17 protein-coding genes are annotated in these 16,181 nt (G+C 63.8%); 16 read left to right on the forward strand and 1 reads right to left on the reverse strand.

From position 1 onward, the window contains the following. The first annotated feature begins 4 nt into the window (after positions 1-4). The 15 genes from LB556_RS13370 (at position 5) to trmB (ending at position 15,168) form a co-directional block, all read left to right on the forward strand. Positions 5-1,606 (forward strand): di-heme oxidoredictase family protein, encoded by a 1,602-nt coding sequence (locus LB556_RS13370; protein ID WP_224567733.1) that lies wholly within the window; start codon positions 5-7, stop codon positions 1,604-1,606. Further along, entirely contained in the window at positions 1,606-2,685 is a 1,080-nt protein-coding gene (locus tag LB556_RS13375; protein WP_224567735.1) for an imelysin family protein, read from the forward strand. The genes LB556_RS13370 and LB556_RS13375 overlap by 1 nt, the downstream gene beginning before the upstream one ends. Before the next feature lie 62 nt (positions 2,686-2,747). Beyond that, on the forward strand, positions 2,748-3,854 hold the full coding sequence (locus LB556_RS13380) for a DUF1513 domain-containing protein (RefSeq protein WP_224567736.1): 1,107 nt from the start codon (positions 2,748-2,750) through the stop codon (positions 3,852-3,854). Between the two features lie 107 nt (positions 3,855-3,961). Next, positions 3,962-4,639 carry a tRNA (adenosine(37)-N6)-threonylcarbamoyltransferase complex dimerization subunit type 1 TsaB gene (tsaB, locus tag LB556_RS13385; RefSeq protein ID WP_224567737.1) on the forward strand — a complete coding sequence of 226 codons (678 nt, stop codon included), beginning with the start codon at positions 3,962-3,964 and terminating at the stop codon, positions 4,637-4,639. Positions 4,640-4,742: 103 nt separating this feature from the next. Beyond that, positions 4,743-5,237 (forward strand): ribosomal protein S18-alanine N-acetyltransferase, encoded by a 495-nt coding sequence (rimI, locus tag LB556_RS13390; RefSeq protein WP_224567738.1) that lies wholly within the window; start codon positions 4,743-4,745, stop codon positions 5,235-5,237. A gap of 27 nt (positions 5,238-5,264) precedes the next feature. Next, on the forward strand, positions 5,265-6,065 hold the full coding sequence (locus LB556_RS13395; protein WP_224567739.1) for a lysophospholipid acyltransferase family protein: 801 nt from the start codon (positions 5,265-5,267) through the stop codon (positions 6,063-6,065). Between the two features lie 75 nt (positions 6,066-6,140). After that, positions 6,141-7,550: a tRNA (N6-isopentenyl adenosine(37)-C2)-methylthiotransferase MiaB gene (gene miaB / locus LB556_RS13400; RefSeq protein WP_224567740.1), complete on the forward strand. Its 1,410-nt coding sequence runs from the start codon at positions 6,141-6,143 to the stop codon at positions 7,548-7,550. An 83-nt stretch (positions 7,551-7,633) separates the two neighbouring features. Further along, on the forward strand, positions 7,634-8,626 hold the full coding sequence (locus LB556_RS13405) for a PhoH family protein (protein ID WP_224568108.1): 993 nt from the start codon (positions 7,634-7,636) through the stop codon (positions 8,624-8,626). Positions 8,627-8,643: 17 nt separating this feature from the next. Next, on the forward strand, positions 8,644-9,150 hold the full coding sequence (ybeY, locus tag LB556_RS13410; protein WP_224567741.1) for an rRNA maturation RNase YbeY: 507 nt from the start codon (positions 8,644-8,646) through the stop codon (positions 9,148-9,150). A gap of 28 nt (positions 9,151-9,178) precedes the next feature. Beyond that, positions 9,179-10,273, forward strand: a complete 1,095-nt coding sequence (locus LB556_RS13415; RefSeq protein ID WP_224567742.1) for a hemolysin family protein — start codon at positions 9,179-9,181, stop codon at positions 10,271-10,273. Between the two features lie 29 nt (positions 10,274-10,302). Next, complete coding sequence (locus tag LB556_RS13420; RefSeq protein WP_224567743.1) at positions 10,303-10,773, forward strand: VOC family protein; 471 nt, start codon at positions 10,303-10,305, stop codon at positions 10,771-10,773. An 85-nt stretch (positions 10,774-10,858) separates the two neighbouring features. Beyond that, positions 10,859-12,451: an apolipoprotein N-acyltransferase gene (gene lnt, locus LB556_RS13425; RefSeq protein WP_224567745.1), complete on the forward strand. Its 1,593-nt coding sequence runs from the start codon at positions 10,859-10,861 to the stop codon at positions 12,449-12,451. A 137-nt stretch (positions 12,452-12,588) separates the two neighbouring features. Then, positions 12,589-13,008: a helix-turn-helix domain-containing protein gene (locus LB556_RS13430; protein ID WP_224568109.1), complete on the forward strand. Its 420-nt coding sequence runs from the start codon at positions 12,589-12,591 to the stop codon at positions 13,006-13,008. 165 nt (positions 13,009-13,173) lie between these two features. Beyond that, positions 13,174-14,439, forward strand: a complete 1,266-nt coding sequence (gene metK / locus LB556_RS13435) for a methionine adenosyltransferase (RefSeq protein ID WP_149904466.1) — start codon at positions 13,174-13,176, stop codon at positions 14,437-14,439. A gap of 27 nt (positions 14,440-14,466) precedes the next feature. Then, positions 14,467-15,168: a tRNA (guanine(46)-N(7))-methyltransferase TrmB gene (trmB, locus tag LB556_RS13440; protein ID WP_224567747.1), complete on the forward strand. Its 702-nt coding sequence runs from the start codon at positions 14,467-14,469 to the stop codon at positions 15,166-15,168. Here the strand turns inward: trmB and LB556_RS13445 are convergent. Further along, a complete protein-coding gene (locus LB556_RS13445) occupies positions 15,144-15,335 on the reverse strand; it encodes a hypothetical protein (protein ID WP_224567749.1) in 192 nt (63 codons plus the stop codon). The two genes, trmB and LB556_RS13445, sit on opposite strands and share 25 nt — an antisense overlap. Before the next feature lie 189 nt (positions 15,336-15,524). Here LB556_RS13445 and rimP point away from each other — a divergent pair, with 189 nt between their 5' ends. Further along, positions 15,525-16,172, forward strand: a complete 648-nt coding sequence (rimP, locus tag LB556_RS13450; RefSeq protein WP_224567751.1) for a ribosome maturation factor RimP — start codon at positions 15,525-15,527, stop codon at positions 16,170-16,172. Positions 16,173-16,181 lie beyond the last annotated feature (9 nt).

Here is a 16,181-nt window from a genome sequence, read left to right on the forward strand (position 1 = left end):
GGGAATGCGGCGCCTCCTAGACGTCCTGCGCCGCTTGCGGTGGGCCAAACGCCCTCCGCCCCTCCGGAAAACGCCTGCCATATCGGCTGGTCGGCGCGGCATCGTACTCATGCTGGCGCTGACGTCTTCCGCCGTGGCCGGAGGCCCTCGATCCGAGGGCCTCGCCGCCAGACGCACCGACCTCGATGCCGAGGACCAGGCGCGCGTCACCGCCATCACCAGCCCGACCACGGATTTCTCCAAACCCGAGCCTTTCGAACTGATGCAAGGTGGCGCCGGCAGCTCGCGGCGCGACGTCAGCCGGGATTCCTTCTCGCAATCCTCGGCCAACATCACCTTCGAGGAAGAAGGCACCTTCAAGCTCGGCAACGCACTTTTCCGCAAGAACTGGGTATCGTCGCCCTCCTCGACGCAGGCGTCGGATGGGCTTGGGCCCCTGTTCAACGAACGCGCCTGCCAGAACTGCCATCTGAAGGACGGCCGCGGTCGTCCGCCGCAAGGCGATGCCGGCAGCACCTCGATGTTCCTGCGGCTGGCGCGCGACGCCAGCAGCGCGGAAGACAAGGCGGCGCTCGCCGACCACAGGCTGCTTAATTTCCCGGACCCGGTCTACGGCACGCAGTTGCAGGAACTGGCCGTTGCTGGCCTCAAGGGTGAAGGTAGGATGCGCGTCGAGTACCAAGAACGTAAGGTGGAACTGACGGATGGCGCCGTGGTTTCCCTGCGCAAACCCAGTTATTCCGTCACGGATCTCGCCTACGGGCCGCTCGATCCGCGCACCACGCTTTCGCCGCGCCTGACACCACCCATGATCGGCCTCGGCCTGATCGAGCAGATCGCGCCGGCGGACATTCTGGCCCATGCCGACCCGGACGACAGGGACGGCGATGCTATCTCCGGCAGGCCGAACATCGTGCGTGACAGCCTGAGCGGCGAGCTGGCGCTTGGCCGTTTCGGCTGGAAGGCGCAGACAGCGTCGATCCGCCAGCAGGCGGCGGATGCCTTTGCCGGCGACATCGGCATCTCGACACCGGAGGAGCCGAAACACTGGGGCGATTGCACCACGGCGCAGGTAAAATGCCTCGCCATGCCCAACGGCGTGCAGGAGCGCCTCGGTCCTGTCGAGGCGCCGGCGCCGGTGATGGATCTCGTCACCTTTTATTCGCGGAACCTGGCCGTGCCGGCACGCCGCGATCTTGACGCGCCTGATGTGCTCGCCGGCAAGAAGATCTTCTACGAAATCGGCTGCGTTGCCTGTCACACGCCGAAATTCGTCACCCTTCGCGATGCGCCTGACAAGGCACAGGCCTTCCAACTGATCTGGCCCTACTCCGACTTCCTGCTGCACGACATGGGACCGGATCTTGCCGACGGCCAGGCGGTTGGTGATGCAACCGGCACCGAATGGCGCACCCCGCCGCTGTGGGGCATTGGTCTCACCGAGGCCGTCAACGGCAATTCCTTCTTTCTGCACGACGGTCGTGCCCGTAGCCTGACAGAAGCGATCCTGTGGCACGGCGGCGAGGGCCAGAAGACGCGCGACCGCTTTGCCGCCGCCAGCGCGGCGGATCGCGATGCGCTGATCAAATTCCTGGAGTCACTCTGATGTCGAAGCGTTTCGCGCTGGTTCTCGTTCTTCCTCTGGCTTTGCTGGGCGCCTTGCCCGCATCGGCCGCGGTGAAAGCCTCGGATGTCGTCCAGCGCGCCATCGACGGCTTTGTCCGCCCCGCATATGATAGCCTGCACCAGCATGCGGAGGCCCTCGCGAAAACGATGCGCAAGCTCTGCGCCGCGCCCTCGCAGGCGGACCTCGAAGCCGCACGGGCTGCGTTTTCGGCTACTGTCTATGCCTGGTCGTCGGCTGAGATCATCGGTTTCGGGCCAATCAAGGAGAACAACAGGCTGGAGCGCATGCTGTTCTGGCCGGACCGCAAGAGCATCGGCCTGAGACAGGTGCAGGCGGCGCTGTCGGACAAGGATCCCGCCGCCACCGATCCTGTGCAGCTTGCCGGCAAGAGCGTTGCCATGCAGGGGCTGGGCGCGCTGGAATTCGTGCTTTATGGCGACGGCGCCGATGCCTTGACGGGCCAGGAGGAACCCTATCGCTGCGCTTATGGCGCGGCCGTTGCCGGCAACATCGAAATCATCGCTGCCGACGTCAGCGCAGCCTGGAACAAGCCGGACGGCTTCGCGGCGCTCTGGGCCAATCCGGGACCGCAAAATGCGCTCTATCGTGATGGCAACGAGGCGATGACAGAACTGGTCGGCGTCTTCATCAACGAGCTGGAAATGGTCCGCGATGTGCGCCTCAAGGGCTTCCTGGGCGCCAGGCCCGACGCCGACAAGCCGAGACAGGCGATCTATTGGCGTTCGCAAAACACGACCAATTCCCTGGCCGGAAACCTTGCGGGTGTCGATGCACTGTTCCAGGCGTCGAAGCTCGACGACGCGTTGCCGCCGGATGCGCGCTGGATGGCGGAGTCGATCCACATTCAGCTGGTCAACGGCGTGGTTGCCGCGAAGTCCATCCAGGGTCCGATCGACAAGGCGCTCGCCGATCCGGCGCTGCGCGAAAAAATCGAGCATTTCGCCCTGATCACCTCCAGCCTGTCGACCCTGATCGGCACCAGGCTGACCGCGGAATTCGGCCTGACAGCCGGCTTCTCGTCGTTGGATGGAGACTGAGCATGATCCCGAAAGGTTGCGGACTTTTCACAGAAGATCATGCTCGAAAGGAGAACTGATCCTTGAAGACGCCGCTTATCGACCGCCGCGATTTCCTCAGGGCTGCCGGCATCGGCTTTGCCGCCGCCATGACGCCCTCGGCCTGGGCTAACACGCTCGCGGCCGATGCTGTCTTCGCCACCGCCTTCGTCAAGCGCGACGGCGGTTTTGGCGCCGCCGTCCTGTCCGAGGCCAGCAAGGTGCTGCATGCGATCGACCTGCCCGATCGCGGCCATGACGTCACCTTCGATCCCATATCGAAGCGTTCGGTGGTCTTCGCCCGCCAGCCCGGCACCTTCGCGGTCATTTTCGATCACACCGGGCGCGACGCTCCGCGGACCATCGCCAGCGTCACCGGACGGCATTTCTTCGGCCACGGCGTGTTCTCGCCCGACGGCGCGTTGCTCTACGCCACCGAGAACGATTTCGACAACGCCGCCGGCGTGGTCGGCGTCTATGACGCGCGGGCGAAATTCAGCCGCATCGGCGAATTCCCCACCTACGGCATGGGTCCGCACGAACTTCTGCTGCTGGGTGACGGCAGGACGATTGCTGTCGCCAATGGCGGCATCGAGACCCATCCCGACTATGGCCGCGCCGAGCTCAACATCGCGACCATGAAACCCTCCTATGTGCTGGTCGACCGCGTCTCCGGCGACCTGATCGAAAAGCATGAGCTGCCGGCGGCACTGCACCAACTGTCGATCCGCCATATGGATGCCGACCAGACCGGCGCCGTCTGGTTTGGTTGCCAGTACCGGGGGCCCGGCACCGATCGTCCGCTGCTGGTCGGCCGTGCCGCGCGGGGCAAGGATCTGGCTTTGCTCGACATGCCGCGCGATGTGCTCTCCGGTTTCCGCAACTACATCGGCTCGGTCGCGGCCAATCCTGCTGCCGGTACCGTTGCGGTCTCCTCGCCGGAAGGCAATTCATTGGTCGTGATCGATGCGGGCAGCGGTGGCGTCGTCTCCTCCCGCGCGCTGGTCGAGGTCTGCGGCGTGGCGCCCGACGGGGCCGGTTTCCTGGCCACAACAGGCGCTGGCGAGATCGTCGAGGGCGCCGGCGCCACGCGGTCGGAGCCGGACTATGTCTGGGACAACCACATGCTGCGCATAGAGCGGGCGGCATAGGCTCATCTGCAAGGCCAAACTGAAGCCGCTTAACAAATTATGCACTATACTCTTGCGGTTGCGCGCTGTGGCGGGCACAGGGAATTGTTTCTCGAACCGGTTGTTTCATGAAAGTTCTCGCCATCGACTGTGCCGCCAGCCTTTGCGCCGCCTGCGTCTACGATGCGGCGGCCGGGCGCGAGCTCGGCCGTTCGGTGCTTGATCTCGGCAAAGGCCATGCCGAACACCTGATGGCCGTGATCGCCGAAGCGCTGAAGGCCGGCGCGACCGACTACGCCGGTCTTGGCGCCGTCGCCGTCTCCGTCGGTCCCGGTTCCTTCACCGGCCTGCGCGTCGGCGTGTCGACCGCCCGCGGTCTGGCCCTGGCGCTCAAGGTGCCGGCAATCGGGGTGACGACCCTTGAGGCGCTCGCCGCCGAGGCGGCCACAGCATTTCCAGGCCGCGCCGTGCTGGCGGCCCTTGATGCCGGACGCGAGGAAATCCATGTTGCACTTTACGATGAAATGTCAGTTTTGACTTACGGTCCGGCCGTGACCACGCTTGCGAACGCGATGACGATGGCGTCGGAACATTGCGTGGTGCTCGCCGGCACGGCAGCGACGCTGATCTCTGAAGCCGCCGGCCGCGGCTTCGACATCGGGCCGCGGACGGCCACCGCCGACATCCTCATTTATGCCCGGCTGGCTGCCGCGAAAGGACAGGGCGAAAGGCCGAAACCGCTTTATCTGCGCGGTGCCGATGCCAAGCCGCAGGCCGGGTTTATACTTTCGAGGCAAAGACCATGATCCCGAACCGAAGGACCGCATTGGCGAAAAGTGGAAGCCGGTTTTGGCGGACAATCGTTCGCGTTTGTCCAGAGATCATGGTCAGGCGAGAAAACGAGAATTGATGCGCATACCTTTTCTCCAGCCGCGCCGCCGGGATTACGCGCTCGAGCCGCTCAGGATCACCGACAGCCCCGCGGTCTCGGTGCTGCACCGCGAGGATTTTGTCCGCCCATGGACCGATGGCGAGTTCGCCGCCTTGCTCGAGCAGGACACGGTCTTCGGTTATGCCGCTCGCGAAACCGGGCAGGGCGCCAAGCCGCCTGTTGGCTTCGTGCTCGCCCGGCTGGCCGCTGGCGAGGGTGAAATCCTGACCGTCGCGGTGGCACGGTCGCATCGCCGCCAGGGATTGGGCTGGCAGTTGATGGACGCGGTGCTGCGCGAACTGCATTCGCAGCGCGCCGAAGCCTTGTTTCTCGAGGTCGATGAAACCAATGCCGCCGCGATCGCCCTCTATCGCCGGCTCGGTTTTCGGGAAGTCGGCAAGCGCCCGGATTACTACAAGTCGCCCGATCGCGGGCCGACCGGCGCGCTTGTCATGCGCCGCGATCTTCGCTAGCGAGATGCCGGGCTAGGGTCAGGACATATGATCGGAAAAATCAGGATTTTCCTGGCGCTGGGCCTTGTCGTCGCTGGGTCGCTGGTTCTCGCGCCGCTGCAGATACTGGCGATGAAAACCGGCTGGTGGCCGGAAACCGTCATCCTCAAGATCTGGCACAGGCTGATCATCCGGGCGCTCGGCATGCGTATCCATGTCAGGGGTACGCTCTGCGACAGACGCCCCCTGCTGGTTGCCGCGAACCACATCTCATGGACCGATATCATGGTGCTGGGCTCTTTTGCCGATGTGAAATTCATTGCCCGAGCCGACATGGAAGGCTGGCCGCTGATCGGGATGCTGTCGAAGCTGCAGCGCACCGTCTTCATCGAGCGCGAGCGCAAGCGCTCCTCCGGCGACCAGGCCAGCGAGATCGCCAACCGCATGGCCAAGGGCGATGCCATGGTGCTGTTCGCCGAGGGGTCGACCGGCGACGGCAACGTCATCCTGCCATTCAAGAGCACGCTGTTCGGCGCCGCCTCCATGGCGATCTCGGAAGGTGCCGCGCAGGAAGTGTTCATCCAGCCGGTTGCGATCGCCTATACGCGCCTGCACGGCGTGCCGCTGGGCCGCCGCCACCGCCCGATCGCGGCATGGATCGGCGACGAGGACCTGATGCCGCATCTCAAGGTGCTGATGGCCGAGGGCGCGCTCGACGTCGAGGTGCATTTCGGCGAGCCGATCGCCTTTGCCAAGGGCTCCAACCGCAAGGAGACCGCCAGGCAGATGGAAGGCCGGGTACGGGAGATGATGCAGGCGGCGCTCGCCGATCCGCTCCCGAGTCGTTAGCCGCCGGCATGCGCCGGCTGACGCACGCCGAGAATCGTCTGTTTTTTGTCATGGAAAGGCGTTAGAAGCCGCCGGATGGACTTGACCACGATTGAAAGCGACGAGATCGGCACTGTGGCCGGACAGCCGGCGGCGCGCGCCACGGCAGCGAGGAAGGTCTTCATCAAGACCTATGGCTGCCAGATGAACGTCTATGATTCACAGCGCATGACCGACGCGCTGACGGCCGACGGCTATACCGCGACCGATGCCATCGGCGAGGCCGATCTGGTGCTGCTCAACACCTGCCACATCAGGGAAAAAGCCGCCGAAAAGGTCTATTCCGAGCTCGGCCGCATCCGCGACATGAAGGCGGAACGCGCCAGCGCGGGCCGCGAGATGCTGATCGGCGTCGCCGGCTGTGTGGCGCAGGCCGAAGGTGCGGAGATCATCAGGCGGTCGCCGGCCGTCGATCTGGTCATCGGGCCGCAGACCTATCATCGCTTGCCAAACGTGCTGGCGCGGGTTCGCGGCGGCGAGAAGATCGTCGAGACCGACTACGCAATCGAGGACAAGTTCGAGCATCTGCCGCAGCCGAAGCGCGCCGAGGTCATCAAGCGTGGTGTTACCGCCTTTCTCACCGTCCAGGAGGGCTGCGACAAGTTCTGCACCTTCTGCGTCGTGCCCTACACCAGAGGCTCGGAAGTGTCGCGGCCGGTGGCTCAGATCGTCGCCGAGGCCGAGCGCCTGGCCGAGGCCGGGGTGCGCGAGGTGACGCTGCTCGGCCAGAACGTCAATGCCTGGCATGGCGAGGGCGAGAAAGGCCAGGAATGGGGTCTCGGTCGCCTCCTGTTCAGGTTGTCCGAAATCCCCGGGCTGGCGCGGCTTCGCTACACAACCAGCCATCCCCGCGACATGGGCGACGAGCTGATCGCGGCGCACCGCGACCTGCCGTCGCTGATGCCCTATCTGCATCTACCGGTGCAATCCGGTTCGGATCGCATTCTGAAGACGATGAACCGCAGGCATACGGCGAAGGACTATCTGGCGCTGCTCGACCGCATCCGGGCCGTCCGGCCCGATATCGCGCTGTCGGGCGACTTCATCGTCGGTTTCCCCGGCGAGACGGGAGCGGATTTCGAGGCGACCATGGAATTGGTGCGCCAGGTGACCTACGCCTCGGCCTTCTCGTTCAAATATTCGCCGCGTCCCGGAACGCCCGGCGCCGACATGGCCGATCAGGTGCCTGAAACGGTCAAGGACGAGCGTCTGCAGCGGCTACAGGCGCTGCTCCTGAAGCAGCAGCAGGATTTCGGCTTGAGTTTGGTCGGCAGCACCATAGATACGCTGATCGAGAAGCCCGGTCGCCAGGCCGGCCAGAAGGTCGGCCGTTCGCCCTGGCTGCAGCCGGTTATTGTTGATGAAAAGGCCGGCGAAATCGGTGACATTATCAAGGTGCGAATCACGAAGACGGGCTACAACAGCCTGTTCGCCGAATTGGCCTGATGGTCTCGGCAGATGAGGAGAGACGGTTGAGCGCAGCGGAGCTGAAGAATCTGCCCCCGGTACCGGCATCCGGGGCTTCTGACATGGCGCACATCGTTCTGACCTTCGACAACAACAAGCTTGCCAGCGCCCTTTACGGCCAGTTCGACGAAAACCTGGCCCGCCTCGAGCAGAAGCTCGGTGTGGACATCCGCTCGCGCGGCAACCAGCTGACCATCAAGGGGTCCGCTTCGGCCGCCGAGCAGGCGCGGCGGGCCTTGGACAATCTCTACGGCATCCTGCAGAAAGGCGTCGATATCGGCCAGTCCGATGTCGATGGCGCCGTACGCATGGCGATTGCCGCCGACGACCAGCTGACGCTGCCGACGCTGGAGCGCAAGGGCAAGGTTTCCGCCGCCCAGATATCGACCCGCAAGAAGACCATCTATGCCCGTTCGCTGAACCAGGATGCCTATATGCGGGCGCTGGAACGGTCTGAACTGGTGTTCGGCATAGGTCCGGCCGGCACCGGCAAGACCTATCTGGCGGTGGCGCATGCGGCGATGCTGCTCGAACGCGGCATGGTCGAGCGCATCATTTTGTCGCGACCGGCTGTCGAGGCCGGCGAACGGCTGGGCTTCCTTCCGGGCGACATGAAGGAGAAGGTCGATCCGTATCTGCGCCCGCTCTATGACGCGCTCTATGACATGATGCCGGCCGACAAGGTCGAGCGCGCGATTGCCGCCGAGGTGATCGAAATCGCGCCGCTTGCCTTCATGCGCGGCCGCACGCTGGCGCACGCCGCCGTCATTCTCGACGAGGCGCAGAACACCACGCCGATGCAGATGAAGATGTTTCTCACCCGTCTCGGTGAGAACTCGCGCATGATCGTCACCGGCGATCCCACCCAGATCGATCTTCCTCCGAGCACCAAATCAGGCCTTGTCGAAGCCTTGCGTGTCCTCGACGGCGTGGCAGGCGCGGTCACCGTGCGCTTCAACGATGTCGACGTCGTTCGCCATCCGCTGGTGGCGGAAATAGTAAGGGCCTATGACCGGGACACCAAGCTGGCGCGTGGCCTCGGTGCCGAGAATTGATGTGACGACGCGGCCTTATGCGTGAGGACCACATATCCGGCGGCGGGAGCCTACCGGTTCCCGTCGAGATCGATATATCGGTTGAAGCGGGCGACTGGCCCGATGAGGCACGCCTGACGCGATTGGTCGATCGCGCGGTCGATGCCGCCCTTGCCGAGACCGGCGCGACGGGTCGTTCCGAGCTCAGCATTGTTTTTTCCGACGACGCCCATATCCGTACCCTGAATGCGGACTGGCGCGGCAAGGACAAGCCCACCAACGTCTTGTCTTTCCCGGCTTTTCCGCATGTGAAAGGTGGACGGATGCCGCCGATGCTGGGCGACATCGTGCTAGCCGCCGAAACCGTGGCGCGCGAGGCGGCACTGGAAGACAAGCCGCTGGAGAACCATATTTCGCATCTCGTCATCCATGGCCTGCTGCATCTTATGGGCCATGATCACGAGACTGACGCCGAGGCCGAGGAAATGGAAGCCATCGAGCGCGCGGCGCTGGCAAGGCTTGCCATTCCCGATCCCTACGCGTAACTAAAAAAGATCAATTGACCGGACGACGATGAACGACAAACCAGAGACTGCCGCCCGCCCCGATGCCGGCAGTGCGACCAAGGCTTCCGATACGTCGGAAGAGGGATCAAGTCCGAGTACCGTTACCCCTGGTGTTGCCAACACCGGCAGCGCCGCCATCGAGCCGTCGCCTGCCGGTCCCTCGCTGTTCAACCGCGTGCTGGGCCTGTTCCGGCAACGCAACGGCACCAGCCTGCGCGAGGAGATCGCCGGCGCGCTCGCCGAGACGACGAGCGATGTCGAATCCTTCTCGCCTGGCGAGCGGGCCATGCTCAACAACATCCTGCGGCTGCGCGAAGTGCGCGTCGAGGACGTCATGGTGCCGCGCGCCGACATCGAGGCGGTGGAGATCGCTACCACGCTCGGCGACCTTCTGGGCATGTTCGAACAATCCGGCCATTCCCGCATGCCGGTCTATTCCGAAACGCTCGACGACCCGCGCGGCATGGTCCATATCCGCGACGTGCTGGCCCATATCACCAAGATTGCGCGCGTCAGGAAGGGCCGTGCAACCCGCAAAACGCCTGTCGCCACGGTTCTCGATCTTGCCCAGGTCGACCTCGCGCGCACCATCGGAGAACTCAATCTGATACGGCAGGTTCTGTTCGTGCCGCCGTCGATGCTTGCTTCCGACCTGATGGGCCGCATGCAGACGACGCGCACGCAAATGGCCCTGGTCATCGATGAATATGGCGGCACGGACGGCCTCGTCTCGCTCGAGGACATTGTCGAGATGGTGGTCGGCGACATCGAGGACGAGCACGACGACGACGAGCCGATGATTACCCAGACTGGCGACGGCGTGTTCATCGTCGACGGCAAGGCGGAGATCGACGAGGTCGCCAAGATGATCGGCGAGGATTTCGCCGCGGGTGAACATGGCGAATATGTCGACACCATTGGCGGCATGATCTTCAACACGCTCGGCCGTGTGCCGGCGCGCGGCGAGGTGGTGCAGGCCATTCCCGGCTTCGAATTCCATGTGCTGGACGCCGACCCGCGCCGCGTCAAGCGCGTGCGCATCGTGCAGAGCCAGAAGGGCGAGCGCCGCCGGCGCGCCACGGCGCGTACCGAACAGGCCTGAAGCCGGCGCGCCATGACAATCGGCGCTCCATGACAATCGAGGACCCGTTCAAGCATCCGGTCCTCGGCTCTGGTGTGTTCTATCGGAACCCGCTTGCGGCGCTGGACTGGCTCGAAGCGGCCTTTGGCTTCGAGCGCAGCATGGTTGTCAGCGATATCGGTGGGAAACTGGTCCACGCCGAGATGCGGTTCGGCGATGGCTACATCATCGTCGATTCCGAATGGGCGGATCATGTCGCCAGCCCCGCTTCGGTCCGCGGCAAGAACACCCAGTCGGTCTATGTCAGGCTGAAGGACGGCCTGGATTCCCATTGTGAGCAGGCGCGCGCGGCCGGCGCCGCCATAATCCAGGAGCCTGAGGACCAGTTCTACGGCGAACGCCAGTATAGGGCTCGCGACCCAGAAGGCCATGTCTGGATGTTCACGCAACCAATACGCTCCGTTGCCCGCGAAGAGGCGGAGCGGTTGGGTGGCTTACGCATCGAAGGCTGGCACCGGTAAAGCGGCCGGGCAATCGCGCCGGTGTTTGGAGTGCGGGCCGCGGCCTGATAAATCTTGCGTCCTGATTCGCGACTCGGAAATACGCATGGAGCGCCTTGCCGGCCGGATAATTCTGCTTTGGGGTTGGCGGCGTGCGCTCGTGGCGTTTCTTGCCGGGGCGCTGGCGGTGCTGGGCCAGGCGCCCTACGATTTCTTCGCCGCCTGTTTCATTTCGTTTCCGCTGCTGGTCTGGCTGCTCGACGGCGCGACCGGCGAAGCCTCCGGCAGCCTGTTGCGGCGCCTGCGGCCGGCTTTCGCCGTCGGCTGGTGGTTCGGCTTCGGCTATTTCCTCGCCGGCCTGTGGTGGGTCGGCTCGGCGCTGCTGGTCGAGGCCGACGACTTTGCCTGGGCTCTTCCTTTGGCTGTAATCGGCATTCCCTTCGCGCTCGCATTTTTCTATGGCTTCGCAACGATGGCCGCCCGGCTCCTGTGGAGCAGCGATATCGGCCGTATCGCGGCCCTTGCCTTCGGCTTTGCGCTGGCGGAATGGCTGCGCGGCTTCCTGTTCACCGGTTTTCCCTGGAATGCCATCGGCTACGCGGCGATGCCGGTACCCCTTTTGATGCAGAGCGTCTCGGTGACCGGAATGATCGGCATGAACGCGCTCGCGGTCTTCCTTTTCGCACTGCCGGCGCTGCTGGCGGCGCGCCGGCATCTTCGGCTGGGCGCCGCGCTGTTTGTCGTGCTCGCCGCCGCGCATGTCGGCTTCGGCTATGTCAGGCTCAGCGCCCCCGAAAAGCCGGCGGCGCACAGTCTCGACGTTCGCATCGTCCAGCCGGCCGTCGACCTGTCGGAAAAGTGGGATGCCTCGGTGCGTGACCGCATCTTCGCCACCTTGCTGGGCCTGTCCGCCAAGGCGCCGGACCCAGGTCACGAAAAGCCGCAACTGATTCTCTGGCCGGAAACCTCGGTGCCGTTCCTTTTCACCGAGCGCCCCGACGCCTTGACGGCGCTGGGCGACATGCTGGGCGACGGCCAGATGCTGATCGCCGGCGTCGTGCGTGAGGAGGGCGGTTCGGCGGCAACTGCCGACAGCCGCTACTACAACTCCGTGGTGGCGATCAACGACAGGGGCGAAATCGTCGATGCGGTGGACAAGGTCCATCTGGTGCCGTTCGGCGAGTACCTGCCTTTTGCCGGCTTGCTCCGCCATTTCGGGATAGAACAGCTCGTCGCCGGGCCAATGACGTTCACGGCCGGCAACGAGCGTCATCCCATCACGCTGCCGGGCGGCGTTCGTGCCCTGCCATTTATCTGTTATGAGGTGATTTTTCCCGATCTGGTGGACGTTGACGCTGCGTCAGCGCAGCTTATTGTGAACGTTACCAATGATGCGTGGTTCGGCGATACGCCGGGACCGTATCAGCATTTCAGGCAGGCTCAGATTCGCGCGGTGGAGAACGGGTTGCCCTTGTTGCGTGCTGCCAACAATGGCATCTCGGCCGTTGTCGACCCCCGTGGCCGCGTCGTCGATGCGCTGGGGATCGACGCGCGCGGGGCCATCGATGTGAAGGTGCCCGTTTCCGAACCGACGGTCATTTCGCCCAGTCAGCGGCGCATTAACGGAGTGCTGATCATGTTGCTGTTTGCGCTGATAGGGGTGTTGTTGAACGTAAGGCAAAGGCTACGGGTGAATTGACAGTTGGCACATTAGAAACTCATACTGTACCGCCTGAAAATTTCTCGAAGCCGGTGGATCGTTCTGTTGGGGCAGTCGCCCCGGCTTCGTTTGGGCAGGAAAAAATCACAAAGCCGAAAAAATTCGGCGAGGAAAAAATGACAGAAGAAAACAAGAAGAAACCGAATCCCATCGATATTCATGTTGGAAGCCGGGTCCGGCTTCGCCGCAATATGCTCGGAATGAGCCAGGAAAAGCTGGGCGAGAATCTCGGCATCACGTTTCAACAAATTCAGAAATACGAAAAGGGCACCAATCGCGTCGGTGCCAGCCGTCTGCAGGCGATAGCCTCCATACTCGGCGTGCCCGTCGCCTTCTTTTTCGAGGATGCGCCCGGCCACGAGCCAACCGCCAACCGTGGCTTTGCCGAGGATAGCTCGATGGCTTTCGCCGTCGAATTCTGCGGCAGTCCGGAAGGGCTTCAGCTCAACCGGGCCTTCGTCAAGATCGCCGATGTCAAGGTGCGCCGCAGGATCATAGACTTGGTGAAATCGCTCGCCGAGGACGATCTCGACTGATCCGCAATGCGCTTGCACCGGCGGCGTGCGCCGCCGGTGGCACAAGATACTGCCTTCGCCATTCGGGCCAGACCCGCGGCAACGCTTGACGAGCAGCGCTTTGCCCCGCTAACACGTGGCGCGCCAAATCGGCAGCCTGCCGATCGTTTTCAAGAGGGGACACCCGTGACGCGGCAGAATTACTTCTTTACCTCGGAATCCGTTGCCGAGGGCCATCCCGACAAAGTCTGCGACCGGATCTCCGACGAGATTGTCGATCTGGTCTATCGTGAAGCCAAGAAGACCGGCATGGACCCTTGGAAAGTCCGTGTCGCCTGTGAGACGCTGGCGACCACCAACCGCGTCGTCATTGCCGGCGAGGTGCGCGTGCCCGAGACGCTCCTGAAGAAGGACAAGGCCGGCAACATCCTCAAGGATGCCGCGGGCCATCCGGTCGTCAATCCGGCGAAATTCAAATCCGTTGCCCGCAAGGCGATCCGCGAGATCGGCTACGAGCAGGCCGGCTTTCACTGGAAGACGGCCAAGATCGAGGTCCTGCTGCACGGCCAGTCGCCTGATATCGGCCAGGGCGTCGACAACGCCGCCGACCGTCAGGGCGAGGAAGGTGCCGGCGACCAGGGCATCATGTTCGGCTATGCCTGCCGCGAGACACCGGACCTGATGCCGGCGCCGATCTACTACAGCCACAAGATCCTCGAACTCCTGGCCGCCGCCCGTCACGAAAACAACGGCGAGGCCGGCAAGCTCGGGCCGGATGCCAAGAGCCAGGTCACCGTCCGTTACATCGACGGCAAGGCGGCCGAGGCGACGCAGATCGTGCTGTCGACCCAGCATCTCGATTCAAGCTGGGATTCCAAGAAGGTCCGCAAGGTCGTGGAACCCTATATCCGCGAGGCATTGGGCGACCTCAAGATCGCTGACGATTGCATGTGGTACATCAACCCGACCGGCAAGTTCGTCATCGGCGGTCCGGACGGCGATGCTGGCCTGACCGGCCGCAAGATCATCGTCGACACCTATGGCGGCGCGGCCCCCCATGGCGGCGGCGCCTTCTCCGGCAAGGACACGACCAAGGTCGACCGGTCGGCTGCCTATGCGGCGCGCTATCTGGCCAAGAACGTCGTGGCGGCGAAGCTTGCCGACCGCTGCACCATCCAGCTTTCCTACGCCATCGGCGTCGCCCAGCCGCTGTCGGTCTATGTCGACCTGCACGGCACCGGCAAGGTCGATGAGGCCAGGCTCGAGGATGCGTTGCGCACTGTGATGGACCTGTCGCCGTCCGGCATCCGCCGTCATCTCGATCTCAACAAGCCGATTTACGCCAAGACCTCTTCCTACGGCCATTTTGGCCGCAAGGCCGGCCGTGACGGGTCCTTCTCCTGGGAAAAAACCGATCTGGCCAAAGCGCTCAAGGATGCTGTCGCGGCCTGAGGGCGGCGGCAGGACTTGCGCCAGTCGATGCGTGACGGGGACAGGCCAAGCCGCACGACCGAAGCCTTCTTCGGCCGTCGGCGTGGCAAACCCGTTCGGCCGCAGCAGGCGGCGGCGCTGGAAAGCGGGCTCGGCAAATACCGGCTGGATCCGACGGCCGAGGCGCCGCCGGATCTGCGCGTCCTGTTTGAAGCCGACGTTTCGGCCGTTCGGCTCGAAATCGGCTTTGGCGGCGGCGAACATCTCCTGCATCGCGCCATCGAGGCGCCCGCGACCGGCTTCATTGGCGTCGAGCCCTTCGTCAACGGCATGGCCAAGATGATGATGGCCGTCCGGGCAACGCCGCTGCCCAATCTCAGGGTCTACGACGACGACGCCACCCAGTTGCTTGACTGGCTGCCGCCGGCCTCGCTCGACGGCCTCGATCTGCTCTACCCCGATCCCTGGCCGAAGAAAAAGCACTGGAAGCGGCGTTTCGTCAGTCCGATCAATCTCGACCGCTTCGCCCGCGTCATGAAGCCGGGCTCAAGATTTCGCTTCGCGTCCGACATCGACACTTATGTGAACTGGACCTTGCTGCATTGCCGGGCGCATGGCGCCTTCGCGTGGCAGGCCGCGGAAGCGGCGGACTGGCATCGCCCCTATGAGGGCTGGCCGGGTACGCGCTACGAGGCGAAGGCCATTCGCGAAGGTCGCCCGCCGGCCTATCTTACCTTCATCAGGACGTAGGCGCGCCCAACCGGCAACGGCTCCGGCAACTTGCTGGCGAGCATCGACTGCTCGTCGGAATCCGAAAGGCCGATCCTGTTGAACAGGGCCGGGTCCATGCCGGGATTGCGCAGGGCCCGCGACGCGGCGACGCCGAACCTGCCGCTCTGACATGCCCAGCGATTCACCGGCTCATGTGCTGCCCGATCCGGACAACTCATGCGCTTACGACAGGCCGGGACTGCGGACTTGAAACACGAGCTCGGATCGTTTATATCAGCCTCAAATTCTTGGTCGGTATGACGAAGAGTGGGTCCACCCGGTCCCGCTCTTTTTTATTACCTGCCAGTAGGTTCGAAACGAACGACAGGCAATTGATGACTGCAACGGCAAGCGAAGGTGACGACCGCATCATCCGCGAAAGCGGCATCGATGCGCGCATTGCGCTGATCGTGCAGCCGGTGCTGCGCGGCATCGGCTTTCGCCTCGTGCGCGTGCATCTGTCCGGCCAGAACGGGCTGACGCTGCAGATCATGGCCGAGCGCGACGACGGCACCATGACCGTCGAGGATTGCGAGGAGGTCAGCCGCGCGGTGTCGCCGGCGCTCGACGTCGACGATCCGATCGAGAAGGCGTATCATCTCGAAGTCTCGTCTCCCGGCATCGATCGACCTTTGGTGCGCAAATCGGATTTCGTGACCTGGACCGGTCATCTGGTGAAGATGGAAACATCGGTTGTCGTCGCGGACCGCAAGCGCTTCAAGGGCAAGATCGCCGAGGCCGGCGACAATGACGTCCTGATCGAGCGCGACAAGGCGGCCTATGGCGAAGAGCCGACGGTGCGCGTGCCTTACGATGCGATCGCCGAAGCGCGCCTGATCCTGACCGACGACCTCATTCGCGATGCCTTGTCCAAGGACAACAGGGCACGCAAGGAAGCCAAGAAACGCCGCGGTGAACCGGACGATGATGTGTCCGACGGTACGGAACCGGACGCCACGGAAGAACACGAACAGGAAATTTGATTGAGCTGC

Origin of the sequence: Mesorhizobium sp. ES1-4, from assembly GCF_020164745.1 — a bacterium.
GTDB lineage: Bacteria > Pseudomonadota > Alphaproteobacteria > Rhizobiales > Rhizobiaceae > Mesorhizobium.